Source organism: Arthrobacter sp. sptzw42 (assembly GCF_059089685.1).
Genome location: NZ_JBNHEX010000002.1, coordinates 219,342 through 243,260 on the forward strand (window position 1 = coordinate 219,342; position 23,919 = coordinate 243,260).

General features: G+C 66.1%; 20 protein-coding genes. 7 read left to right on the forward strand and 13 right to left on the reverse strand.

What is annotated here, in order from left to right:
- Positions 1–161: 161 nt before the first annotated feature.
- Complete coding sequence (locus AC5RT4_RS03095) at positions 162–1,112, forward strand: GerMN domain-containing protein (protein ID WP_494039749.1); 951 nt, start codon at positions 162–164, stop codon at positions 1,110–1,112.
- Between the two features lie 19 nt (positions 1,113–1,131).
- Here AC5RT4_RS03095 and AC5RT4_RS03100 read toward each other — a convergent pair whose 3' ends face one another.
- The 3 genes from AC5RT4_RS03100 to hrcA all read right to left on the reverse strand — a co-directional run bounded on the left by AC5RT4_RS03100 (position 1,132) and on the right by hrcA (position 4,137).
- Positions 1,132–1,914 carry a 16S rRNA (uracil(1498)-N(3))-methyltransferase gene (locus tag AC5RT4_RS03100; RefSeq protein ID WP_494039750.1) on the reverse strand — a complete coding sequence of 261 codons (783 nt, stop codon included), beginning with the start codon at positions 1,912–1,914 and terminating at the stop codon, positions 1,132–1,134.
- A 2-nt stretch (positions 1,915–1,916) separates the two neighbouring features.
- On the reverse strand, positions 1,917–3,044 hold the full coding sequence (gene dnaJ, locus AC5RT4_RS03105) for a molecular chaperone DnaJ (RefSeq protein WP_494039751.1): 1,128 nt from the start codon (positions 3,042–3,044) through the stop codon (positions 1,917–1,919).
- 79 nt (positions 3,045–3,123) lie between these two features.
- Positions 3,124–4,137: a heat-inducible transcriptional repressor HrcA gene (hrcA, locus tag AC5RT4_RS03110; protein ID WP_494039752.1), complete on the reverse strand. Its 1,014-nt coding sequence runs from the start codon at positions 4,135–4,137 to the stop codon at positions 3,124–3,126.
- 174 nt (positions 4,138–4,311) lie between these two features.
- On the opposite strand from hrcA, the gene AC5RT4_RS03115 reads away from it, so the two are divergent.
- The 3 genes from AC5RT4_RS03115 (at position 4,312) to AC5RT4_RS03125 (ending at position 6,323) form a co-directional block, all read left to right on the forward strand.
- Positions 4,312–5,166: a DUF3097 domain-containing protein gene (locus tag AC5RT4_RS03115; RefSeq protein WP_494104823.1), complete on the forward strand. Its 855-nt coding sequence runs from the start codon at positions 4,312–4,314 to the stop codon at positions 5,164–5,166.
- Positions 5,167–5,326: 160 nt separating this feature from the next.
- Positions 5,327–5,746 (forward strand): DUF4870 domain-containing protein, encoded by a 420-nt coding sequence (locus tag AC5RT4_RS03120; RefSeq protein WP_494039754.1) that lies wholly within the window; start codon positions 5,327–5,329, stop codon positions 5,744–5,746.
- Positions 5,747–5,810: 64 nt separating this feature from the next.
- Positions 5,811–6,323 (forward strand): 2'-5' RNA ligase family protein, encoded by a 513-nt coding sequence (locus AC5RT4_RS03125; RefSeq protein WP_494104824.1) that lies wholly within the window; start codon positions 5,811–5,813, stop codon positions 6,321–6,323.
- Here the strand turns inward: AC5RT4_RS03125 and AC5RT4_RS03130 are convergent.
- The 3 genes from AC5RT4_RS03130 to lepA form a co-directional block, all read right to left on the reverse strand.
- On the reverse strand, positions 6,320–6,622 hold the full coding sequence (locus AC5RT4_RS03130) for a hypothetical protein (protein ID WP_494104825.1): 303 nt from the start codon (positions 6,620–6,622) through the stop codon (positions 6,320–6,322). The genes AC5RT4_RS03125 and AC5RT4_RS03130 overlap by 4 nt on opposite strands.
- Positions 6,623–6,778: 156 nt before the next feature.
- On the reverse strand, positions 6,779–8,008 hold the full coding sequence (gene hemW / locus AC5RT4_RS03135; protein ID WP_494104826.1) for a radical SAM family heme chaperone HemW: 1,230 nt from the start codon (positions 8,006–8,008) through the stop codon (positions 6,779–6,781).
- Positions 8,009–8,044: 36 nt separating this feature from the next.
- A complete protein-coding gene (lepA, locus tag AC5RT4_RS03140; RefSeq protein WP_494104827.1) occupies positions 8,045–9,898 on the reverse strand; it encodes a translation elongation factor 4 in 1,854 nt (617 codons plus the stop codon).
- 174 nt (positions 9,899–10,072) lie between these two features.
- On the opposite strand from lepA, the gene AC5RT4_RS03145 reads away from it, so the two are divergent.
- Positions 10,073–10,600: a type II toxin-antitoxin system PemK/MazF family toxin gene (locus AC5RT4_RS03145; RefSeq protein WP_494104828.1), complete on the forward strand. Its 528-nt coding sequence runs from the start codon at positions 10,073–10,075 to the stop codon at positions 10,598–10,600.
- 169 nt (positions 10,601–10,769) lie between these two features.
- Positions 10,770–11,030 carry a 30S ribosomal protein S20 gene (rpsT, locus tag AC5RT4_RS03150; protein ID WP_011692086.1) on the forward strand — a complete coding sequence of 87 codons (261 nt, stop codon included), beginning with the start codon at positions 10,770–10,772 and terminating at the stop codon, positions 11,028–11,030.
- A 146-nt stretch (positions 11,031–11,176) separates the two neighbouring features.
- Here rpsT and holA read toward each other — a convergent pair whose 3' ends face one another.
- The 5 genes from holA to leuS all read right to left on the reverse strand — a co-directional run bounded on the left by holA (position 11,177) and on the right by leuS (position 18,807).
- Positions 11,177–12,193, reverse strand: coding sequence for a DNA polymerase III subunit delta (gene holA, locus AC5RT4_RS03155; protein ID WP_494104829.1), 1,017 nt, complete (start codon positions 12,191–12,193; stop codon positions 11,177–11,179).
- Complete coding sequence (locus tag AC5RT4_RS03160) at positions 12,127–14,175, reverse strand: ComEC/Rec2 family competence protein (RefSeq protein WP_494104830.1); 2,049 nt, start codon at positions 14,173–14,175, stop codon at positions 12,127–12,129. Before AC5RT4_RS03160 ends, holA begins: the two co-directional genes overlap by 67 nt.
- A gap of 90 nt (positions 14,176–14,265) precedes the next feature.
- Positions 14,266–15,180 carry a ComEA family DNA-binding protein gene (locus AC5RT4_RS03165; RefSeq protein WP_494104831.1) on the reverse strand — a complete coding sequence of 305 codons (915 nt, stop codon included), beginning with the start codon at positions 15,178–15,180 and terminating at the stop codon, positions 14,266–14,268.
- A 68-nt stretch (positions 15,181–15,248) separates the two neighbouring features.
- Positions 15,249–16,226: a DegV family protein gene (locus AC5RT4_RS03170; RefSeq protein ID WP_494039763.1), complete on the reverse strand. Its 978-nt coding sequence runs from the start codon at positions 16,224–16,226 to the stop codon at positions 15,249–15,251.
- A gap of 55 nt (positions 16,227–16,281) precedes the next feature.
- Positions 16,282–18,807 carry a leucine--tRNA ligase gene (gene leuS, locus AC5RT4_RS03175; protein WP_494104832.1) on the reverse strand — a complete coding sequence of 842 codons (2,526 nt, stop codon included), beginning with the start codon at positions 18,805–18,807 and terminating at the stop codon, positions 16,282–16,284.
- A gap of 292 nt (positions 18,808–19,099) precedes the next feature.
- Between leuS and AC5RT4_RS03180 the strand changes: the two genes are divergently transcribed.
- A complete protein-coding gene (locus AC5RT4_RS03180) occupies positions 19,100–21,478 on the forward strand; it encodes a PEP/pyruvate-binding domain-containing protein (protein ID WP_494104833.1) in 2,379 nt (792 codons plus the stop codon).
- A gap of 74 nt (positions 21,479–21,552) precedes the next feature.
- Here AC5RT4_RS03180 and glpK read toward each other — a convergent pair whose 3' ends face one another.
- Together glpK and AC5RT4_RS03190 are read right to left on the reverse strand one after the other, a co-directional pair.
- Positions 21,553–23,067: a glycerol kinase GlpK gene (gene glpK / locus AC5RT4_RS03185; protein WP_494039766.1), complete on the reverse strand. Its 1,515-nt coding sequence runs from the start codon at positions 23,065–23,067 to the stop codon at positions 21,553–21,555.
- A gap of 51 nt (positions 23,068–23,118) precedes the next feature.
- Positions 23,119–23,868: an MIP/aquaporin family protein gene (locus AC5RT4_RS03190; protein WP_494104834.1), complete on the reverse strand. Its 750-nt coding sequence runs from the start codon at positions 23,866–23,868 to the stop codon at positions 23,119–23,121.
- Between the last annotated feature and the right edge of the window lie 51 nt (positions 23,869–23,919).

The following is a 23,919-nucleotide window of genomic DNA, read 5'->3' on the forward strand; positions in this document are numbered from 1 at the left end:
ATATCGGCCTCATATCGTTCCCGTTGCAGTTGGCCGGCCCGGCGCATCCCGGCGCATCTGCTCCCCGGGGCTGTGCAATGCTGGAAATCCAGCCCGCTGCTGGAACACCATGGCCGACCGGGGATCGGCCTATCCGACCAGGAAAGGACAGGGCAATCAAGGTGCCGGAAACCGCAGCGCCCCGCCGCGCCCGTGACCTCTTCAGCGGCGCCCGTTCAACGGTCTTCGCCGGTCTCCTGCTCGTGGTCCCTGCCCTGACGGGCTGCATCGCCGAACCGGGGCCAGCGCCCACCGGCCTCCTGTCCTCCAGCCCGGGAACCACATCCAGTGCCCCATCCACCAGCGCTCCCCTGGAGACTACACAGTCCTCCAACAAAGCACCCGTCTACTGGATCGGCCGCAGCAACAGCAGCGTCTTCCTCTATCGGGAATTCCGGGAGGTTCCCGGTCAGGAGAATCCGGTGACGGCCGCCCTCCGCGCCATGATGTCCGAAAAACCGCTGGATCCCGACTTCTTTACGCCGTGGCAGAATCCCCGCGAGCTTGCTACGTCGATCTCCGGCAAGGACGTCATCACCGTGGATGTGTCGGAGGATGCCTTTAACAGCAATCTTGACGCCGATATGGCAGCCCGGGCGGTTCAGCAGCTGGTTTATACCGCGACCGCGGCGGCGGCGAGTTCGGGGTTAATTGATTCCGGGCAGCAGATCCGCGTCCGGATTCTTGTGGATGGCCACACCGACTACGTCGCCTTTAACCATGTGCAGCTGGGCTCGCCGATGGCCCGGACGGCGGGGCTGGTGGCTCCCGTGTGGGTCATCGACCCCCAGGAGAACGTGGAGATGGCGAACGGCAGTGTCAAGATCACTGGCCGGAGCACAGTTCCGGGGGGCAAGCTGCGCTGGCAGATCCTGCGGTCCGAAAATAATGGAAACAAGACCCCCTTCCTGACCGGTGAGACAACAGCAGCTGCGGACCCGGCACAGGCAGGCGTATTCACCCTGGCCCTTAACCTGCCGGAGGGGGACTTCGAGTTGCGCGTGGCCCAGACCTCCAGCCCGGAAGGCCAAGAGGACGGCAGCGAAGACACCCGGAGCTTCAAGGTCCGTTAGCCCTGCTGTTGTTCCCGGCTCAGAGAGCCGGCGCGGCCCAGCGGCCCAAGACGTCGCTGGCAAGGACGACGGCGGCGGGTCCGGCAGTTGACGAACGCAGCACATGGTGCCCCAGGAGAGCCGTGACGGCGCCCCGGCCGCACAGCCTCGTCACTTCCCGCTGGCTGATGCCGCCCTCCGGCCCCACGATCAGGAGTACTTCCCGCACCCCGTCCGCGGCCCCGGTTTCGAGCCACGTCGCCAGGACTGCCCGGAAGGGGCGCACGGCATCTTCGTGCAGGATAACGGCAAGGCCCGCTTGCTCCACGGCGTTGGCAAGGCCGGCAGTGTCGACGGCAGCCCGCACCTCGGGGATCCAGGCGCGGCGTGCCTGTTTCGCGGCGGCGGAAACAACCGACTGCCACTTGGCGTGCGCCTTGGCCGCACGGTCGCCTTTCCAGCGCACGATGGACCGCTCGGACTGCCAGGGGACGACGGCGTCGATGCCAAGTTCGGTGGCCGTTTCAATGGCAAGCTCATCCCGGTCGCCCTTGGCCAACGCCTGGACCAGCACCAGCCGGATGTCCGGCCGGTGCTCAACAACCACTGAGTCACAAGCCACTTCGAGCATGGAAGGCGAAGCAGCTGTGACCTTGCCGCTCATCCGGGTCCCGGCGCCGTCCACAATGTCCACCGGCTCACCCGGTGCCAGCCGCTTAACGGTGACCGCGTGCCGCGCCTCGGGTCCTTCCAGGACAAAAGTCCCTGCCGGCACCATCCGGTCCAGTGACCCGGGCGCGGTGAAAAAGACGGGGTTGCTCACCGCTACAGGTTACCGAGCCGGTCCCGGAGCTTGGCGAACATGCCGCCGCCGGCAGCAAGTTTGCCATCGGTGATCTGCTCGCCGCGAAGTTTGGCCAACTGCCGCAGCAGGTCCTCCTGCTGCGCATCGAGCTTGGCGGGAGTCTCCACCTGGAGATGGACCTTCAGGTCGCCGCGGCCGTACCCGCGCAGATGGGTGACGCCCAGTCCGCGCAGGGTGATGATTTCGCCGGACTGGGTGCCGGCCTTCACGTCGATCTCCTGGGGCCCGTCGAAGGTTTCCAGGGTTACGTCGGTGCCCAGGGCAGCCGCCGTCATGGGAATGTTCAGGGTGGCGTGCAGGTCGTCGCCTTCCCGGACATAGGTGGCATCGTTGTTGACGCGGATTTCCACGTACAGGTCGCCGGCGGGACCGCCGGCGGGACCGGCTTCGCCCTGGCCGGACAGCTGGATGCGTGTCCCTGTGGCGACGCCGGCAGGAACCTTGATGGTCAGGGAACGGCGGCTGCGAATCCGGCCCTGCCCGCTGCACTCGTTGCAGGGGTCCTTGATAACAGTTCCAAAACCTTCGCAGGTGCCGCAGGGCGCGGCGGTCATGACCTGGCCCAGGATTGAGCGGACAGCCCTCTGGACCTGGCCGCTGCCGCCGCAGATATCGCAGCGCTCAGGATGGGTTCCGGGCCGGCAGCAGGAGCCCTCACAGGTGGGGCAGAGTACTGCCGTGTCCACTTCGAGCTTCTTGTTGACCCCAAATACGGCGTCGCGGAGCTCGATCCTGACGCTGATGAGCGCATCCTGCCCGCGCCGGACCCTTGAGGCGGGGCCCGTGGTGCCACCTGCGCCGAAGAAGGTGTCGAAGATGTCCTGGAAAGCGAAGCCCTGGCCGGCGTAGGCCCCGCCGCCGAATCCGTTGTCCGTGCCGTTCTCGTTGCCGGTGGTGTCGTAGACCCGGCGCTTCTGGGGATCCGAGAGAACCTCGTAGGCGTGGGTTACTGCCTTGAAGCGGTCCGCAACATCTTCACCGGGATTCACATCCGGGTGAAGGGTTCGGGCCAGCTTGCGGTAGGCCTTCTTGATCTCTTCCCCGGTGGCATCCGGTGCGACTCCAAGGACTTCGTAGTGGCTGCTCAAAGTTTGTATCTCTTCCTTGTTGTTCTGCCTGCAGTCGTGCTGCATACACTGCTGTGCGCCCAGGGGCGCTGTACTGCGGTCAGGGTCCCAGGATCCGTGACAGGTAACGGGCCACAGCCCTCACTGCCGCCATGGTGGTGGGGTAATCCATCCTGGTGGGACCCAGCACGCCGATTTTGGCGACACTGTCCGGGCCGTAGCCCGTGGCCACGACGGATGCCTCCGCCAGGCCGTCGTAGGGGTTTTCACGCCCGATGCTCACGGCAACTCCGCGGTGGTCCTGCGCCATCTCGCTCAGCAGGCGCAGCATCACCACCTGCTCCTCGAGCGCCTCCAGCACAGGTCCGATGCTTAGCGGAAAATCAACGTTGGACCGCGCAAGGTTTGCTGTGCCGGCCATCACCATCCGGTCTTCGCGGCTGCTGTGGGCCAGGGCCTCCAGCCCGTGCGCAAGTGCCTGGGCTGCCTGGCGTTGACCGGGGGCAGCCCCGGACACCACTGCGGGCAGGGACTGTCCGAGCTGCGCCAGGGGAGTTCCGGCGAGCGATCCGAGGAAGCGGCCGCGCAAAGCAGCGATGGCATCATCCGCGAGGTCCTGCCCGACGTCGATGACCCGCTGTTCAACCTTGCCGCTGTCGGCGATCAGTACCACCAGCACCTTCCGCGGGGCAAGGAGAACGAATTCGATGTGGCGGACCAGTGCCCGGTTGAGGTGTGGGTACTGGACCACCGCCACCTGGTTTGTCAGCTGGGACAGGAGCCGGACGGTGCGTTCCAGCACGTCGTCAAGGTCGTCCGCGCCTTCGAGCAGTGACTGGATGGCACGCCGCTCAGCCTGGGACAAAGGCTTTACTGCGGAAATCTGGTCGACGAAGAGCCGGTAGCCCTTGTCGGTGGGGATACGGCCTGCGCTGGTGTGCGGTGCGGTGATCAGTCCTTCGTCCTCAAGCGCTGCCATGTCGTTGCGGATGGTTGCGCTGGAGACACCGAGATGGTGCCGCTCCACCAGGGCCTTGGACCCGACGGGCTCACGGGAGTGGACGTAGTCCTCCACTATGGCCCGCAATACTTCCAGTTTGCGCGGCTCGCTCACACTCCACCTCCATCCAGGTTCAGGGCAGACGTTCTGCCCGCACCGTATCTCTCCAGGGGTTAGCACTCGACATGCCCAAGTGCTAACAGTCTATTATGACTCGCCCCGTTGTTAGCATTGGTACCGCTCCAGGCGAAATTTCGGGCCACCATCCAGCACGAGGCGAGTGATTCCATGCATTACCAGAACTGGGGAGCCCAGGACCTGTCCGCACCTGCCCGGACGCAACTGCCTGAAGTACCCGTGGAGCGGGGCATGGTGCTGGAGGATGTCCAGTCCGGCTGGGTGGGCGCGGTAACCCGGGTAGAGAAATCGGGTGGGATGCATGTGGTGGCCCTGGAAGACCGCCGCGGCAAGTCCCGGTCCTTCCGGCTGGGTTTCGGGTTCCTCCTTGAAGGGCAGGCAATCCGGCTGATGCCCCCGTCCCCGCGGCCGGCCGCCGGCTCCGGGGCCGCGGCCGGCAGGACGGCGTCGGGTTCTGTCCGGGTGGCTGGGCAGCGGGCCCAGGTTGCCAAGGCGAGCCGCATCTGGGTGGAGGGAAAGCACGACGCCGAGCTCGTCGAGAAGGTGTGGGGCGATGACCTTCGGGTGGAGGGCATCGTCGTCGAACCCCTCCACGGCATTGATGACCTCGCTGCCGCTGTGGCCGATTTTAAGCCGGGCCCGGCCAGGCGCCTGGGGGTGCTCGTGGACCACCTGGTGCCCGACTCAAAGGAGTCGCGCATTGCCGAATCCGTGATGTCCTGTCCCGGCGCTGCAGGCAATGTGCTGATTGTGGGGCACCCCTACGTTGACGTGTGGCAGGCAATCCGCCCGGCTGTGCTGGGAATCGAGAAATGGCCGGTGGTGCCGCGCGGGCAGGACTGGAAAACCGGCATCCTGTCCGCCTTCGGCTGGCCTCACGAGACCAAAGAGGACATCGGCCTCGGGTGGCAGAAGCTGCTGGGCGCCGTCCGCAGCTACGCCGATCTGGAGGCGTCGCTGCTGGGGAGGGTGGAGGAAGTCATCGATTTCCTCACCGTCCCCTGAGCCCGCCGCGGGCCGGGCTGTCGCGCTGCCGGAAGGCGGATAGGGTCGGGCATCGGCGTTGCACCCAGTATTCTTGGTACTGCGGTGCCTGCCGATCGCAGGACCGTCAGCAGGCATGGCATTCTTAGTCAGCACCATTGCACTCCAGAAGGAACAGACTGTGGCAGAAAATGCACGCGATCACAGGGACAGCCCGGTGGGCCAGGCCCGTTCGGAGTACCACGGCGTTCCGGCGAATGCCCTGCCCCTGACAGCCAGCGAAGACCGCCAGTGGGCCACGCTGGCCCACTTCGGCGGCATCTTGGGCTGCGTTCCTTCGCTCCTGATCTACCTGATCTTCCGTGACCGCGGCCCGTTCACTGCGCAGGAGTCAAAGGAGGCGCTGAACTTCAGCCTGCCGCCCACCATCGCCGCAGTGGTTGCCAACATCCTGGTCTTCGTGCCGGTGATCGGCAACATTTTTGCCGTTATCGCCACCCTGATCTGGATTGGTCTGACCTGCTTTTCGGTGGCTGCCGGAATCCATGTCAACCGCGGCCAGCCGCACCGCTACCCGTACAACCTGCGCTGGATCAAGTAACGCAACCGGGCTCTGCGCCAGGGTAAAAGCCATAGCATCTGCGTCCGTCAGGCATGATGGGGAAATGCGCAGCGTCGAGTTGACCTTCGGGGAATCCACGGATTCTTCCATCAGGACTGATTGGGCCACGCTCTCGGAAGCCGGCCTGCCGAGCCTCGCCTCGCACACCTCCCCCAGCAACAGGCCACACATCACACTGGCCGCAGGCAACCTGCTCGATGTTGGGCCGGACATCCATGACCTGTGGAGCGGGCTGCCGTTCAGTATCAGGTTTTCAGGCCTGGTGGTCTTTCCTGCCGGGGCCGGCAAATACGTTCTGGCGCGCTTGGTTGTGCCGGCGGCGGATCTACTCCAACTTCACGCCCGGCTGCATCAGCGGTGTACCGGCGCCTACGAAAACACCCTTCCGAATGCCTGGACGCCGCACGTCACCCTTGCCCGCAGGTTACCCGGGCACCGGCTCGGGGCGGCCCTGGATGCCCTGGGGGCCAGGACTGAGGGTCAGTGCGTCGAGGCCCGTCTTTGGGACAGTTCCACCCGTACCATCACGTCCCTGGGCGGCCGTCCTGCGGATTAGGAATTCGTACTGTCGGGAGTGAGGGCACAGCGGACTTCCGCGAAGGAACCATCGGGGTTGAAGCCCAGAAGTACGTGGGTTTTCCTGAGCCAGCGGCTGAACATGATGCTGGACCCCGCGTAAAGCACCAAAGCAGCAACAACAACGAGGAGTGCGGTGGCCGCTGCAGTCCTGTAGGAGTCGTAGCTGGGGTGGCCGGCCGCGATGTCTCCCCGGAGCAGAGGGTAGAGCAGCCCGGTTAAGTAGAGAGATCCTGCCAAAAGCGGTCCACCGATCGCAATTCCTATCCAGGCCCCCACGCGCTTACGCCTTTGCGCGTACCGTCTGAACTGACTTTCCCATTCCTCCCGGTCGGGCACGAGCAAAATGGCCCTCTTGCTTCCCACGTCCTCCCCCAGACTCTTCGTTGCTGTGCACATCATAGGCTTAACCCCCGGACTGCGGGAGGCCGCGCATCAGTCAGGCAGTACGCGGCGGACCACCGCGTCGGCCAGCAGCCTGCCCTTGAGGGTGAGGACGAGGCGTCCCCGGAAGGCTGCGGCCGGCTCCACCAGGCCGTCGGCGATCAGGCCTGCGACCTGGTGGCGGCCTTCGGCACCGAGGGCGGAAACCTCCAGGCCGGCCTGCAGGCGGGCCTCGAGCATCACCCGTTCCACGTTCCGGGTTTCCGGGTCAAGCGTTTCCCTGCCGGCGGCAGGCGAAAGACCCTGCGCCAGACGGCCTGCATACGCGGCGGGATGCTTGACGTTCCACCAGCGGACTCCCCCCACGTGCGAATGCGCGCCGGGTCCGATCCCCCACCAGTCATCACCGCGCCAGTAGGCCAGGTTGTGCCGGCACGCCTGCTCCGGGGTGCGGGCCCAGTTGCTGACCTCGTACCAGCCGAGGCCGGCTTCGGTGATCAGCTGGTCGGCGAGCTCATACTTGTCGGCGTGGTCGTCGTCGTCGATTCCCGGTACCTCACCGCGGCGGATCTGGGCAGCGAGCTTGGTACCGTCCTCCACGATCAGCGCGTAGGCGCTGATGTGGTCGGGCCCGTAGGACAGTGCTGTCTCCAGGGAGCACCTCCAGTCCGCCAGCGACTCCCCCGGCGTTCCGTAGATCAGGTCCAGGCTGACGGCGAGCCCGGCCTCGCGGGCCCACTGGACCACCTGCGGGACCCTGGCGGGCGAGTGCGTGCGGTCCAGCACCTTGAGGACGTGCGGAACGGCGGACTGCATGCCGAAGGAGATCCGGGTGAAGCCGGCCTCCTTGAGGATGGCGAGGGATTCCGGCGTGACCGAATCGGGGTTCGCCTCCGTGGTGACCTCGGCGCCGTTTTCAATTCCCCAGTGGTCTATGGCGCGGCGGAGGATCAGGGCAAGATCCTCTGCGGGGAGCAGGGTGGGCGTGCCCCCTCCGAAGAACACCGTGCTCAGCTTCCTGGGAGGCAGGCCGGATTGGGCCAGTACCCGGGCCGCCATCGACACCTCAGAGGCGGCCGTGCCCGCATACGCATCCTGGGAGGCGCCGCCGCCGAGTTCCGTGGCGGTATAGGTGTTGAAGTCGCAGTATCCGCAACGCACAGCGCAGAACGGGATGTGCACGTACAGGCCGAACGCCCGCTCCGCCGAACCGTCCGCTGCCTGGGCAGGCAGCAGGCCGTCCGACGGCGCGGGGTCGCCGAGGGGAAGGGTGCTAGGCATTGCAGGGGCCTCCGGTGTTGCCGGACGCGGTGTTCACTACTTTTTGGCCTTGTCCTTGGACTCGTCGGTGGTCAGCGCGGCGATGAATGCTTCCTGGGGGACCTCGACCCGGCCCACCATCTTCATGCGCTTCTTGCCTTCTTTCTGCTTTTCCAGCAGTTTGCGCTTGCGCGAGATGTCACCGCCGTAGCACTTGGCCAGCACGTCCTTGCGGATAGCGCGGATGCTTTCGCGCGCGATGATCCTTGAGCCGATGGCGGCCTGGATGGGCACCTCAAACTGCTGGCGCGGAATGAGTTCGCGCAGCTTGGTGGTCATCATGACGCCGTAGGCGTACGCCTTGCCGCGGTGTGTGATGGCGGAGAAGGCATCCACCTGCTCGCCCTGGAGCATGATGTCCACCTTCACGAGGTCGGCCACCTGGTCACCGTCGGCCTTCCAGTCAAGCGAACCATAGCCTCGGGTCTTGGACTTGAGGATGTCGAAGAAGTCGAACACGATCTCAGCCAGCGGCAGCCGGTACCGGATCTCAACCCTGTCCTCGGACAGGTAGTCCATGCCGCCCATCACGCCGCGCCGGCTCTGGCACAGCTCCATGATGGCGCCGACGAACTCGTTCGGCGCCAGGATGGTGGCGGACACCATTGGCTCCCGGACTTCGGAGATTTTGCCGGAGGGGTATTCGCTGGGGTTGGTAACGTGGATAACCTTTTTGTCCTCCAGCGTTACCTCATATTCCACGTTCGGAGCGGTGGAGATCAGGTCCAGGTTGTACTCGCGTTCGAGCCGCTCGCGAGTGATTTCGAGGTGGAGCAGTCCAAGGAAACCCACGCGGAAGCCGAAGCCCAGGGCTGCGGAGGTTTCCGGCTCGTATACCAAGGCGGCATCGTTGAGCATCAGCTTCTCGAGTGCGTCGCGCAGCACCGGGTAGTCCGTGCCGTCCAGCGGATACAGGCCGGAGAAGACCATGGGCTTGGCATCGGCGTAGCCGGGGAGCGAATCGGCAGCCGGCTTCGCAAGGTTGGTGACGGTGTCGCCCACCTTGGACAGGCGGACATCCTTTACGCCGGTGATGAGGTAGCCCACTTCGCCGACGCCCAGACCCTTCGACGGGGTTGGTTCCGGGGAGCTCACCCCGATCTCCAGGAGTTCGTGGGTGGCCCGGGTGGACATCATCTGGATGCGTTCACGGGGGTGCAGCATCCCGTCCACCACGCGGACGTAGGTGACGACACCGCGGTACGTGTCATATACCGAGTCGAAGATCATGGCGCGGGCGGGAGCATTTGCGTCTCCCACCGGGGCTGGAAGATCACGGACAATCTTATCGAGCAGCGCTTCGACGCCCATTCCGGTCTTTCCGGAGACACGCAGGACATCCTCCGGGTCCCCGCCGATGAGGCTGGCCAGCTCCGCCGCGTACTTCTCGGGCTGGGCGGCCGGAAGGTCAATCTTGTTCAGGACCGGGATGATCGTGAGGTTGTTCTCCATGGCCAGGTACAGGTTGGCGAGGGTTTGCGCCTCGATGCCCTGCGCCGCGTCGACCAGGAGGATGGCTCCTTCGCAGGCCGCCAGAGAGCGGGAAACCTCGTACGTGAAGTCCACGTGGCCCGGAGTGTCGATCATGTTCAGCGCGTAGCTGCTTCCCTCAAGTTCCCACGGCATCCGGACCGCCTGGGACTTGATGGTGATGCCGCGCTCACGTTCGATGTCCATGCGGTCCAGGTACTGGGCCTTCATGTCGCGGGGCTTCACGACGCCGGTCAACTGCAGCATGCGGTCGGCCAGTGTGGACTTGCCGTGGTCAATATGCGCGATGATGCAGAAGTTCCGAATGATGGCCGGATCTGTCGCGGCGGGCACCGGGGCGGTGCGGGCCATGGGAGACACGCAGGGTCCTTACTGTTGGCATTCACGCGGCCGCCGCCAGGGCGCACCGAGGGCACCCTGCGGACTCTCCGCACATCTGGAACCTCAAGTGTCCCACGTCCCGGCCTTTGGCACTGCATCATCGGCGTCGTGATGTTCCCTGCCCGCCGCGGCGGCCGGCGCTAGGGTTGCTGAATGGCTATCGACTTCCGCTCCCTGGCAAACGCCGTCAAAGCCGGATTGCGTGTCCTGCAGAAGACGGGAAGGACCGCACCGGCGGGCCCGGCCCGCCGCGCTCCCTCGCCTGCCACCTCCGGGAACGGTGAATATGTGGGCGACTTTCGGGGCCGGTTCTCCGTCCGGTACGCACCGGACCCGAACGGTGAACCGGATCCGGGTGAGGTGGTGTGGGCCTGGGTGCCTTACGAAGAGGATCACACGCGCGGTAAGGACCGCCCTGTGCTGCTGGTGGGCCGCAGCGGAAGGCACCTTCTCGGGCTTATGCTCACCAGCAGGGACCGGGTCCGCGGCGCGGGGGCATCGGCAAACTATATCGATATTGGGGCTGGCGCCTGGGACAGGCAGGGCCGGCCCAGCGAAGCCCGGCTCGACCGCATCGTCCGGCTCCCGCCGGAGAGCATCCGGCGGGAAGGCGCTGTACTGGACCGAGCTCAGTTTGAAAAAGTGGCCGAAGGGCTCCGCCGGCGACACGGCTGGGACTAGCTTCGCGAATGGCCAGCCCTGCTCCTGACCTGCTATTCTTTATAGCTGTGTGTCCGTGCAGGTCGACGGCCACTGATGGTTGGCCGCCATAGGTATCCCCACGCCGCTCAGTCAATGGCCAATCTGAAAGCCCTCTAGACCATTTCCGCATTAAAAAGAGAGTTCACACGTGGCGAATATCAAGTCCCAGAAGAAGCGCATCCTCACCAACGAGAAGGCACGCCTGCGCAACAACGCAGTCAAGTCCGAGCTGAAGACGGCCATCCGCGCCGTCAACACCGCCGTTGAGTCCACGGACAAGGATGCAGCTGCTGCTGCCCTGGTTGCTGCCAGCCGCAAGCTGGACAAGGCTGTCAGCAAGGGTGTTCTGCACAAGAACAACGCAGCGAACCGCAAGTCGGCGATCTCCAAGAAGGTCAACGCACTGTAAGGTTTCCAGTTCCCTGAACTGATGGTTGTGGCCGGTACCGGTTGGTACCGGCCACACATCTTTAACCGCCCGTACCCGGCCTTGCGTCCTGGCGCAGGCCTACCGGCAGTCCCACCTGTGCGGCCACCGGCTGGAGGTGGTACCCACTACCGGCCCTGGACGGACATGGCGATCACCGTGACCGCATGTTCCACGGCGTAGACCGGATCGCGGGACAGCCCCTTGACCTGGGCGTCGGCTTCGGCAGTGGCCTGGATGGAGCGGACCAGTCCTTCCGGCGTCCACCGCCGGACCTCCCGCTGGGCCTGTTCGACCAGCCAGGGCTGCATTCCGAGGTCTGCAGCTATTTGGGCCGAAGAGCCGGAAGCGCCGGCCACGCGGGCCACCGTCCTCAGCTTTGCCGCCAGCGCGGCAACCAGCGGAACGGGATCGGCTCCCGTTGCAAGGGCATGGCGGAGAGTGGACAATGCCAGCGGGCCGTTTCCTGCCATGGCAGCATCGGCCACCTTGAAGGCCGTAGCCTCGATCCGTCCGCCGTAGTAGCGGTCGACGATGTCCGTGGTTACTGTCGTGCCGGCATCCGCGATCAACTGGCTGCACGCTGCTGCCAGTTCCGAGAGATTCGCCCCGACGGCGTTCACCAGGGCCTGCACCGCCTCCTCTTCAATCCTCCGCCCGGACGTCTTGAACTCCGAGGCGACGAAGGCCACCTTGTCCGCGTCCTTCTTAAGCGGCTGGCAGTCCACAACCGGCCAGCCGCCCTTCTTGATGGCGTCCAGCAACTTCTTGCCCCGCACTCCCCCGCCATGCCTCAATACCAGGACGGCGTCCGGCTCCGGGTGGCCGATGTAGGCAAGGGCGTCGGCCAGGAAGGCGTCGTTCATCGATTCGACAGCCTCAACTTCGATGAGCTTGCTTTCGCCAAACAGCGACGGGCTGACCTGCATCAGCAAGGACCCGGCCTCGTAGGATGTGGCGTTGATGCGGCTGACCTCAACGTCGGGAGCGGCTGCCCGCACCTCTGCACGAACCCTGTCCATTGCTCTGATGCCAAGGTACTCTTCAGGCCCGCTCACCAGGACGACGGCGGCCGGCGTTACGTCCCGCCAGGTGGGCCCTGCCAATGCCGGCGAACGGGTTGCACGTTTCTGCGCAGCGGCCATCGGAGCTTCCTTCCGGAAAGTTTTGTGGAGTATCCCAGCCTGCCATGTCCCGTGGCCCGAACCAAGCCCGGGCCACGCTTCTGCGGCACCCGCGCAGCGGACCGCCGCAGCGGTTCCCGGCTGCGGCTCTTTAGCACCCCGGCCGCGTACCGTTCCAGCATTTCCAGCAGGGATACAACGCGCCGGTGCGCGTCCGCCACAGACCGAATGAGCCGGTGCGGCCGGGCCGCCGCCCAGACGGCCACGATCGTCAGCATCGAAAGGAACAGCATGGTCAAGACGCCGGACACACCCTCGGGCCAGGGAAGGGCTGCGCCCGGAAGTTGGGAGGTGAACCTGGCTGTCGCCGCCACGCCCGCGCTGAACGCACCCGCCAACGCGATCAGGACGGTTCCTGCCCACGGGGCCAGCACCACCAAAGGCACGGCAGCCGTTCCCAGCAGTGTCACGGGCGCCACGAGCGGCGACGCGGTAACGTTGGCCAGCAGCGAGTAGGTGGAAAATTGGGGCTGCAGCACCACAATCACTGGTCCGCAGAGCAATTGCGCGGACAACGGAACAGCCACTGCAGCCGCGGCCCAGCGCGGAACGGGCTCCGGAGTCCACTCCACGATGCGTTGGCCGAGGACGATGATTCCCAGGGTTGCCAGGACGGACAGGAGGAACCCGAAACTCGTTCCCAACCCGGGGTCGATCAGCAGGAGGCCGATCACGGCAAGGCTCAGGAAGCTCAGGCCACGCCCCGACCTGCCACCGGCCAGGGACAGTACCGCTACGGCTCCCATGAGCGCTGCCCGCAGGACACTTGCATCGGGGCCAACAAGCAGCACGAACAGCCCGAGGCCTGCCACTGCCAGCACGGCCGCAGGCAACCGGGGTAAGCGGAGCCGCCGGCACACCAGCAGCAGCGCCCCGAGAACCAGGCTGCAGTTGGCTCCGCTGACAGCTGTTAGGTGGGTCATGCCCACGCTTTTCATTGCAGCGTCCAGGCCTTCATCGAGTGCTGTGGTATCCCCGGTAACCATTCCCGGAAGCAGGCCGCGCGGATCCGGGGCGAGGAAAGAGGCGGCGGAAACGAACCGTTCCCTCAATTCCCTGGCAGCTCCCGGCAGGATGGGCGGGCCAACCTGCAGCCCCGGTCGCGAGGACGCTGTGAGGATGCCGGCCTCCTCCCGTCCGGGATCGGCGGGGCGGAGCGTTCCGGTAGTCCGGACCAGTTGGCCGGGCACCACTGCGTCCCAGCCGCCCCCGCCCACCACCACCAACTGGGCCCGCGCCCGCAGCACAACGCCGCCGGTACTGATGTCCCGGGTCCAAACCGGCACCGACCAGCGGGCAGGTGGACCAGCCTGGTTGGTGGCAGTCAAGGCGCGGGGCGCTCCTGCCACTTCCACAACCGCCACCACAGACTTTCCGGACAAGACGGCGGCTGCGAGGGGACCTTCGTGGCGCTGAGTGGCGGCCACCGCTGAATGGGCAGCCGTTGTTCCCGCAAGGAGGAGGGCTACCGCCGTGGTGGTAAGGAAGCTGCGCCGGCCCTGATTCCCGCCTCCCCGGTAAACTGATGAACCGCCCCGGGATTTGGCGGCATGGCCCAGCAGCAGGCCCGCCACCACGAGCAGTGCACAGCAGAAGCCGCCCAGTGCCATCGGGGGCAGCCAAAGCCCGGCAGCGGAGGCAGCCCAAACGAGCGCCGCCGGCAGCGCCAGCCGGAGGTCTGTGCGGCGGCGGAACACCTCACCGCCGGTGTCTGCGTCCTGCAGTGCTTTCCGGTTGCCCTCCCGTAACCGGGCCCACCGGGAAATCCAGAACGTGGGGAGGCTTTCGCCGGCGCCACCGGCCAGGCGCAGCCACCCCTGCCGCGGTTGCCCCGGCGTGCCGGCCCGGAACCCCTTCGAGGCCATGGCCTGCCGCCGACCGAAGGCATCAGCGTGCCGCGCATCATGCCCGCCGGCCGCGTGCCCGCGGACTGCTGACTCCACGTAGTGGCTCCAGGGACTCGCCCCGGTTCCCCCTGTCCCGTTACCCATGGCACGGTGCCGTAGCCCTCATCATTAAATCTTGCCTTCGTCTCATATGGTCACCAGGGGCAGCAATGCTTCAAGCATCCTTGGACCGACACCATCAATGGCGTCAAGGTCCTCGACCGCCTTGAACGGACCGTGCTCCTTGCGCCAATCCACGATTCGCTGCGCCAGAACAGGGCCGACTTTGGGCAGGCCATCCAGCTCATCCACTCCGGCGGTATTGAGATTGACCTTCGATCCAGCCGGCGCTCCGGCGCTCCCGGCCGGAACATCCCCGGCCGCCGGCTCCCCCGGTTCCGCGGGACCGGCCGGCAGAGGTTCGCCGTGCAGCGGGACGTGGATTTTTTGCCCGTCTTCCACCACCACGGCGAGGTTAAGGCGGTTGAGGTCGGCTCCAGGGGCCGGCCCTCCGGCTGCGGCTATGGCTTCGTAGAGGCGGCTGCCGGCGGGCAGTTCCACCACTCCGGGCTGCAGTACTGATCCCGCTACGTGAACCACCACTGTGCTTTCCGGTGCGCTTTCCTGCGGGGCTGGCTCGGGACCGGCCCGGCTGCCGCCACCGCCGTCCTCGCCCGGGGAGCTGTCCCCGGCCGCCGGTGCGGCGGTTCCGGAAGCGACGCCGCCGAGCGGCAGAACCTCCGGCCGGCCGGCCCCGGCCTGCCACCAGAACCAGGCACCGGCGGCAACTGCAAGGACACCCAGGAGCACAGCCAGCCGAAAGCTGAGGCGCCAGCGGACGGCAGGGCCAATGTCAGTGAGCTCCCTGGCTTCAGGCTCTTCTCCGGGCAGGGCACGGCCACCTAATGCCCCGCCAGCTCCTCCCGGGCCCCGGTATTCAAAGGAGGGCCCGCCGTCGTCACCGGCCAGCAGCCCCGGGGAGTCGCCACCCAGGGTGGCGTTCAGCCGCCTCCTGACGCGGTGAGCCTGTTCCTCCGCTGCTCCGGCATTTCGGCGTGACATACCTCCAACCTAGGGACAGGCCGCGCCAGGGAGACAGGGCAGGCGGAGGCTATGTGGAAAGCACGTGCTCAGCCGGCGTCGACGGCGGCAGGGTTGTCGCCCACGATGACGGCGAGAACGCCCAGCCCGGCATGTGCGGCAAGTACGGCAGGGAGGGAACTGATTTGGGCGGGAGGGCACTGCGGCAACGCGGCTTCAAGCCTTTTGGCAAGCCCCTCAGCCTCCGCCTGGTTGCCGAAATGGTGGACGGCAAGACGGACGTCCGCAGCAGTGCGGGCAGAAGCGTCCGCGGCCACCATCTCCTCCAGCCGGGCAACTGCCCGGCTGGCCGACCGAACCTTCTCCAGCGGTACGATCTTTCCGCCGTCCACCCCCAGAATGGGCTTGATGGCGAGCATGGTGCCCCACAGCAACGCGGCTGCACCGATCCGGCCTCCGCGGCGAAGCTGCTCCAGGCTCGGGACATAAAAATAAACCTTGGTGCGTGCCGCCTGGCTGGTGGCAGCAGCGGCCGCTGCCACCGCATCGGCGCCTTCCCCGGCAACGCGGGCAGCTTCCTGGACCGCCATCCCCAAGGCCATGCCCACCGTTCCGGAATCCACGACTTCCACCGGTATGTCCACCCTTCCGGCGGCAAGGCGCGCAGCATCCGCCGTGCCGGACAGGCCGGCCGAGATGTGGACGGACACTACCGAGTCAAACCCCTTGCGCCGGGCTGCCGCGTAAGCCTGCTCGAACTGTCCCGGCGATGGACGGGAGGTCTTCACGGAAGTCCCGCTGGCCAGTGCCAGCGCGATGGTTTCCGAGATGTCGTCTTCGCCTTCACCGTAGATCTCATCCCCCACCATCACGGGCATGGGAATAATAGTGAGGCGTCCATCACCCGTCAGTCCGGCGGCCCAGTCAGCCGGCAGCGCGGCGGCCGAGTCGGTCACCACGGCAGTACGCACGACGGCGTCCGCCCGGGTTGCAGAGGCCTCCTGCCGGCGGCGGGCCAGCAGGCGCGCCCGGATCCGGGGCCAGGCGGCGGCGTCGCTGTTGGGCAAAGGGCCCTCCTGAGTCACGGCAGGCCGCCGGGGCTTTCCGGCGGCCTGGTCCGGCTTATGCCGGGACGATGTTGACCAGTTTAGGGGCGCGGACGATGACGGTGCGGATGCCGCGGCCGTCGAGGGCGCGCTGGACGTTCTCCGATGCCAGCGCCAGTTCACGCAGCTGGTTCTCGGAGACACCGGGCGAGACCTCGAGCCTGTCCCTGACCTTGCCCTGGACCTGGACGACGGCGGTTACGGTGTCCTGCACCAGCAGGGACTCGTCGTGCGCCGGCCAGCCCGCATTTGCCACCGAGGCGGGGTGGCCCAGGACGTTCCACATGTCCTCTGCGGTGTACGGGGCGAAGAGGCTGAGGATCACCGCAACTGCCTCGGCAGCTTCCCGCACTGCAGGGTCAGAACCTCCGGCGCCGGCATCTATGGATTTGCGCGTTGCGTTGACCAGCTCCATCAGCTTGGCCACCACCACGTTGAACTTGTTGCTGTCCAGCAGGGCGGCGGCGTCCGCAATGGTGCGGTGCGTAACCGACCGCAGCGCACGGTCCCCGGCGCCGGGGTCGGAACCGGGCTCGCTGGTGACGTCCTGCGCCAGCCGCCACGCCCGGGCCAGGAACTTCGCAGAGCCGGAGGGTGAAACATCGGCCCAGTCGACGTCGTCCTCGGGAGGCGAGGCGAAGATCATGGTGAGACGGACGGCGTCGACGCCGTACTTGTCCAGTTGCTCACCGAGGTCAACGCCGTTGCCAAGGGACTTGCTCATGGCCTTGCCGCCGTTCAGGACCTGGCCCTGGTTCAGCAGGGCGCTGAACGGCTCGTCGGCGTCGATCATGCCCAGGTCGTGGATCACCTTGGTGAAGAACCGGGCGTAGAGCAGGTGCAGGATGGCGTGCTCCACGCCGCCCACGTATTGCCCTACCGGCATCCAGTCGTTGATCTTGGCCGGATCGAAGGGACCCTCCGTGTAGTCCGGGGACACAAAGCGCAGGAAGTACCAGGACGAATCCACGAAGGTGTCCATGGTGTCGGTATCGCGTTTGGCGGGGCCGTGGCAGCTGGGGCACTCGACATTAACCCAGGCCTCGGCGGCAGCCAGCGGCGATGTGCCCTTCGGCGACAGGTCCTCGCCGCGCAGGTCTGCCGGCAGGGTGACGGGCAGATGCTCATCAGGGACGGGAACCTCGCCGCAGGACGGGCAGTGGATGATCGGGATGGGGGTTCCCCAGAACCGCTGCCGGCTGAGCAGCCAGTCGCGCAGCCGGAAGTTGACGAACTTCTCTCCGGTGCCCTGCCGTTCAAGGATGGCTATTGCCGCCGGGATGGCCTCGGCCTTGGGCAGTCCGTCCAGCTCACCGGAGTTGATGAGGGTGCCTTCGCCTGCGGTGGCGGTGCCGGACACTGCAGGGTCTTCCTCGCCGGTGTCCAGGACGGCCCGTACCGGGAGGCCGAACTTCCGGGCAAAGTCGAGGTCGCGCTGGTCGTGGGCCGGCACGGCCATGATGGCGCCGGTGCCGTAGTCGGCCAGGACGTAGTCGGCTGCCCACACCGGCAGCTTCTCCCCGTTCAGCGGGTTGACGGCATACCGGCCGGTGAAAACGCCGGTCTTTTCACGCTCGGTGGATTGCCGTTCGATTTCGGTAAGCGCCTTGACCTGCTCACGGTAGTCGTCCAGGGCGGCGGCGTGCTCGTCCGTTACCAGTTCGACGGCGAGGGGCGCGTCCGCTGCGACGACGAAGAAGGTTGCGCCGTACAGGGTGTCCGGGCGGGTAGTGAAAACTGTGACGTCCTTGGCGGGCTTGCCGCCGTCGGCCCCGATCACGAAACTGACGTGCGCTCCTTCGGAGCGGCCGATCCAGTTCCGTTGCATGGCAAGCACCCGCTCGGGCCAGTGGCCCCGCAGCTCATCCATGTCATCGAGCAGCCGGTCAGCGTAATCGGTGATCTTGAAGTACCACTGGTTCAGCGACTTCTTGGTGACGGTGGTGCCGCAGCGTTCGCAGGCGCCATTGACAACCTGCTCGTTGGCGAGCACGGTCTGGTCCTTGGGGCACCAGTTGACCGGGGAATTCTTGCGGTACGCCAGGCCGCGCTCGTAGAAGCGCTTGAACAGCCACTGGGTCCAGCGGTAATACTCCGGGTCCGAGGTGTGCAGCCGGCGCGACCAGTCGGCGGAGATGGCGTACCGCTTGAAGGACGCGGCCTGGGTGTCGATGTTGGCGTAAGTCCACTCACTGGGGTGGGCGTTGCGTTTGATGGCCGCGTTTTCGGCGGGCAGGCCAAACGAGTCCCAGCCGATCGGATGCAGGACGTCGTAACCCTGCTGGCGGAGGTAGCGGGCTACAACGTCGCCCATGGCAAACGCTTCGGCGTGCCCCATGTGAAGGTCGCCGGACGGGTACGGGAACATGTCCAGCACGTAGCGCCGCTCCCGGGACCCGTCGTCGACAGGGGTGAAGACCTTAAGGTCATCCCATACCTGCGGCCACTTGGCCTCCATGGCGGCAAAACTGTACGTGCCCTCCTCGGACACCTCCGCCGACACTGCTGCTGTTCCGGTCTCTGTTTCCGGCTGAACGCCCACTGCTGCCCTCTTCTGTTCTGTTATGGCATCTGTACTGCCATAACGGCCTGATCCTCCTGCGTGCGGCCCGGAAACAGGCCCGGACACACAAAAGCCCCTCGCCATGGAGGGGCTGCCGCACGGTTATCCGCTGTTTCGGATGCCGGGCGGCTAACTAAGCAGGAGGATCGCACGCATAAAACCACTTTAGCGCACGAAGGGGCCAGGCCGGTGAGCGGCTGCGCTGTACCGTTGGCGCCGTGCCTCACTACACTGGAACCGGGCAATCGGGGTATGTTCCGGCAGGTGACTCATGGCTGATGACTTGGCTGACAACTTGGGCGATGACGCTGTTGCCGCCTTCAGTGCCAGTCACCCTGCCGGCGGCCTCTTCCCGCCGCTTGGCGGACCTTCCACGCCGACCCGGGAGGACGCCGGCGGCAAGGCCGCCGCGTTGTCCGAGCTGAAATCTGCGGGGTTTCCCGTTCCCTCCGGTTTCGTCGTGACACAACGGGCTTTGACTGCCCGTTTGGAAGATAATCAGGGCCTCTGGGACCGGCAGTTGCTGGCCGCTGCCCGGGCCGCCGGTCCCGGCCCGTACGCGGTTCGCTCCTCGGCGGCGGCTGAAGACCTGCCCGGCGCTTCCTACGCCGGGATGTATGAAAGTTACCTCAACGTGCCGGCGGCGGATCTTCCCGTTGCAGTCATCCGCTGTTTCGGGTCGGCGGATGCCGGACGTGTCCGGGCGTACCAGGAATCGCTCCGCCAGCAGCCGGCCGCCGCCCCGGATGTCCCGCCGAACGCTGCTGCGGACGCTGGAGCCGCCCGCACCGGCGCCGGAAACATGGCGGTCCTCGTTCAACAGATGGTGGACGCCGCGGCCGCCGGTGTCGCCTTCACTGCGAATCCCTTGACCGGCGCACGGGACGAGACCGTGATCTCGGCCGTCAGGGGTCTCGGGGAAGATCTGGTGGGAGGATCCGAGCATGGCGAAGAATGGTGGGCCCGCGGCGGGCTGGTCCGCCGCAGGGGTGGTGCGCCGGAGTCAGGATCCGCCCTGACGAGGGAAAGCGCGACGACGGTTGCCGCTTTGGCCGGGCGGGTCGCCCGGCACTTCGGCTGCCCCCAGGACGTGGAGTGGGCTATGGACCGTTCCGGCCGCGTCCAGGTCCTGCAGGCGCGGCCGATGACAGCCGTCCCCGTGCCGGTGGTGTGGGACGCCCCGGGGAAGGGCGCCTGGCTGCGGAACTTCCGGCTCGGGGGATGGCTGCCTGAACCGGTCACACCGCTTTTTATGGACTGGATCATTCCCTGCATGGACACCGCCTACAACGACGCCGTTTTCCGCTCGGCGGGCCTTCGGGTCCCGATGGGCAACGCCGCGGTCAACGGCTGGTACTACGTGGCCCCGCCGACACCCCGGGCTCTCCCCCATCTCATTTTTGGCGGCACGCCCCGCTCGCTGCCTTACTTTTTCAACTCCGTTATCCGCCCGATGGTGGATCCGGCCGGCGCAGACCGCACGGTACTCCGGGACCTTGAGCTGGAATGGCGAAACCAACACCTGCCGGCGTACCGGGCGCTGGTTGACGGCTACCGGGATGTCCCGCTTCCGGGAACGCTGAACGGTCTGATCAGCCTCGTTGAACAAGTAGCACGCGCCGCAGGGCAATATCTGTGGTTCTTCGCCGCAACCGGCGGGGCGGCCTGGAAAATGGAGCTGGTGCTGGCCAGGTTTTGGCGCCGGCACCTCGCTCCCACCGTTGCCGCCCGGCAGGAGCAGGGACTGCACGATGGCCTCAGCTACCAGGTGCTGCTGGGCGGCCTGGCCCCGGCGCTGCCGGCGAGGCCGGGCCATGCTGTCTACAGCCTCGACTGGTACCACCCGACGGCGGGCGAAGAACATGGTCCATCTGTACCCTCCGGCAGCGGCTCGGCGCGTGCCGCTGCCGCAGCTGACGCGCGGCGCGCCGCCGAGGAGACCTGCCGTTCCATACTTCAGGGTTCGCGCCGCCTGCGCCGGTTCGACAAGTTGCTGGCGGTTGCCCAGCACTATGCCCTGATCCGGGAGGAACAAGCGCGCGACTTCACCCTGGGCTGGCCGCTGCTGCGCCGTTGTGCCACGGAAATCGGGACCCGGCTGGAGCAGGCGGGTGTCATCACCAGCCAAGACGATATCTACTTCCTGACCAGGCGGGACCTGCGGCCCGATGCGCCATCGCAGCAGGAAGCCGTTGCGCGGCGCCGCGAGGAATGGCTCCGCCAACGGAAACTGGCCGCTCCACTGGTGCTGGGCAAGCTGCCGCTGCTCGGCAACACTTTTGACCGGATGGCCAACACGGCCCGCAGCAGTCCAAACCCTCCGCAGGGCACGCTGGTGGGCCACCCGGCAAGCCCCGGCCGGGCCAAGGGCCGCGTCCGGGTAGTCAAGGACCCCGGTGACTTTTCCGGATTCCAGCCAGGCGAGGTGCTCGTAGCCGGAGCAACGGCCCCGGCATGGACTTCCCTGTTCGCCCACGCTGCCGCCGTCGTAACAGACAGCGGCAACCTCGCAGCCCACGCCTCCCTGGTAGCCCGTGAGTACGGCATCCCGGCAGTAGTAGGAACAGGAACAGCCACGCAGGTCCTGTTCACCGGCCAGTTGGTAACAGTAGACGGCAACGCAGGCACAGTAGAACTCCACGCGGACTGAGCCCGCCTCAACTCCGCGAGGAAGGCGGCCCCTGCGGAATTCCAGGGGCCGCCTCGGGGTAGGCCGTGACAGACCTAGTGCACGTCCTCGTCGACCCAGTCCATCGACTTCGTCACTGCCTTCTTCCAGAGCCGCATCTGGCGGTCCTGTTCGGCCTGGTCCAGCTGGGGTTCCCAGCGCTTGTCTTCGGACCAGTTGGAGGACAGTTCGCCGAGGTCTTTCCAGAAACCGACGGCGAGGCCGGCAGCGTAGGCAGCACCCAGGGCCGTGGTCTCCACGACCTTGGGCCGGATCACGGGAACACCAAGGATGTCTGCCTGGAACTGCATCAGCGCATCGTTGGCCACCATGCCGCCGTCGACCTTCAACTCCGAGAGCGGAACGCCGGAGTCTGCGTTGACGGCATCGAGCACTTCGCGCGTCTGGAACGCCGTGGCTTCCAGCGCGGCCCGGGCAATGTGGCTCTTGTTGACGAACCGGGTGAGGCCCACAATGGCGCCGCGGGCGTCGGAACGCCAGTAGGGTGCGAAGAGCCCCGAGAAGGCCGGGACAATGTAAACGCCGCCGTTGTCCTTCACGGAGGCTGCCAGGGTCTCCACCTCCGGGGCGCTGCTGATCATTCCCAGGTTGTCCCGCAGCCACTGAATCAGGGAACCGGTGACGGCGATGGAGCCTTCCAGTGCGTAGTGGGGCGCCGCGTCGCCGAGCTTGTAGCCCACCGTGGTCAGCAGCCCGTTCTTGGAGTGGACAATTTCCTCGCCCGTGTTGAAGATCAGGAAGCAGCCCGTGCCGTAGGTGTTTTTGGCTTCACCGGTCTGGAAGGCGGCCTGGCCGAAGGTGGCTGCCTGCTGGTCGCCGAGGATGCCCGCGACCGGGACCTCACGGAGGAGCTGGGAGGTGTGGACCGTGCCGTAGACCTCCGAGGAGGATTTGATCTGCGGCATCATGCTCAGCGGAACCCCGAAAATGCCCAGGATCTCCTCGTCCCACTGCAGGGTGTCCAGGTCCATGAACAGCGTCCGCGAGGCATTGGTGACGTCAGTGACGTGGACGCCGCCGTCCACCCCGCCGGTGAGGTTCCACAAAACCCAGGCATCGGTGTTGCCGAACACCAGGTCACCTGATTCGGCCCTCTGGCGGGCACCTTCGACGTTATCCAGGATCCATTTGATCTTGGTGCCGGAGAAGTAGGTGGCCAGCGGAAGGCCCACCTTCTGCTTGAAGCGGTCGGCTCCGCCGTCCCGTGACAGTTCGTCCACAATGTCCTGGGTGCGGGTGTCCTGCCACACGATGGCGTTATACACGGCCTCGCCTGTGGTCTTGTCCCACACCACAGCGGTTTCGCGCTGGTTGGTGATACCGACGGCGGCAATATCGTGCCGCGTCAGGCTCGCCTTGGAGAGGGCCGAGGCGATGACCTCGCGGGTATTGTTCCAAATTTCGGCGGGATTGTGCTCCACCCACCCCGCCTTGGGGAAGATCTGTTCGTGCTCCATTTGGCCGGAGGAAACGATGCTGCCGCTGTGGTCGAAAACGATCGCGCGGGTGCTGGTGGTTCCCTGGTCGATGGCGATTACATACTGGCTCATGATGACGTCCTTGTCTCTAGCGGTGTTTTGTGGGATGGCTCAGGTCAGTGGTCAAGCTGCTGCTGTGGCGATGATCGGCACGACGCGGGCAACCAGGCCGCCCAGGGCGCCGCCGACCAGCGGACCAACGATGGGGATCCAGGAATAGCCCCAGTCGCTGGAACCCTTGCCCCGGATGGGCAGCACGGCGTGGGCGATCCGGGGGCCCAGGTCGCGGGCGGGATTGATGGCGTAGCCGGTGGGGCCGCCGAGGGAGACACCGATGCCCACGACGAGCAGTGCGACGGCGAGCGGGCCGAGGCCGGACGGCGTCCCGCCGAAGGTGAGGATGACGAAGACCAGGACGAAGGTACCGATGATCTCAGTCACCAAATTCCAGGAACTGGAACGGATGGCCGGACCTGTGGAAAACACGCCCAGCTTGCTTGCCGGTTCCTCTTCGGCGTCGAAGTGCTGCTTGTAGGCGAGCCAGCAGACCACGGCCCCGAGGAAGGCGCCCAGCAGTTCTCCGGCAAAGTAAGTCAGCGTTGAGGCGAAATCGACGGCGACATCCGGTGCGTACTCTTCAGCGCCATTGGCCAACAGGCCCAGCGTCACAGCCGGGTTCAGGTGTGCCCCCGACTTCGCGGCCACATAGACACCCGCGAATACTGCAACACCCCATCCCCAGGTCACCATCAGGAACCCGCCGCTGTTGCCTTTGGTTCCCCTCAGGGCAACGTTGGCGACGACACCGCAACCCAGCAGGGTCAGCATCGCCGTTCCGAAGACTTCGGAAAGGAAAACAATTCCAAGAGACATCTTTGACTCCTCTATTTTCTGTTGTCAGTCCTTCGCGGGTTGAAGGACCGT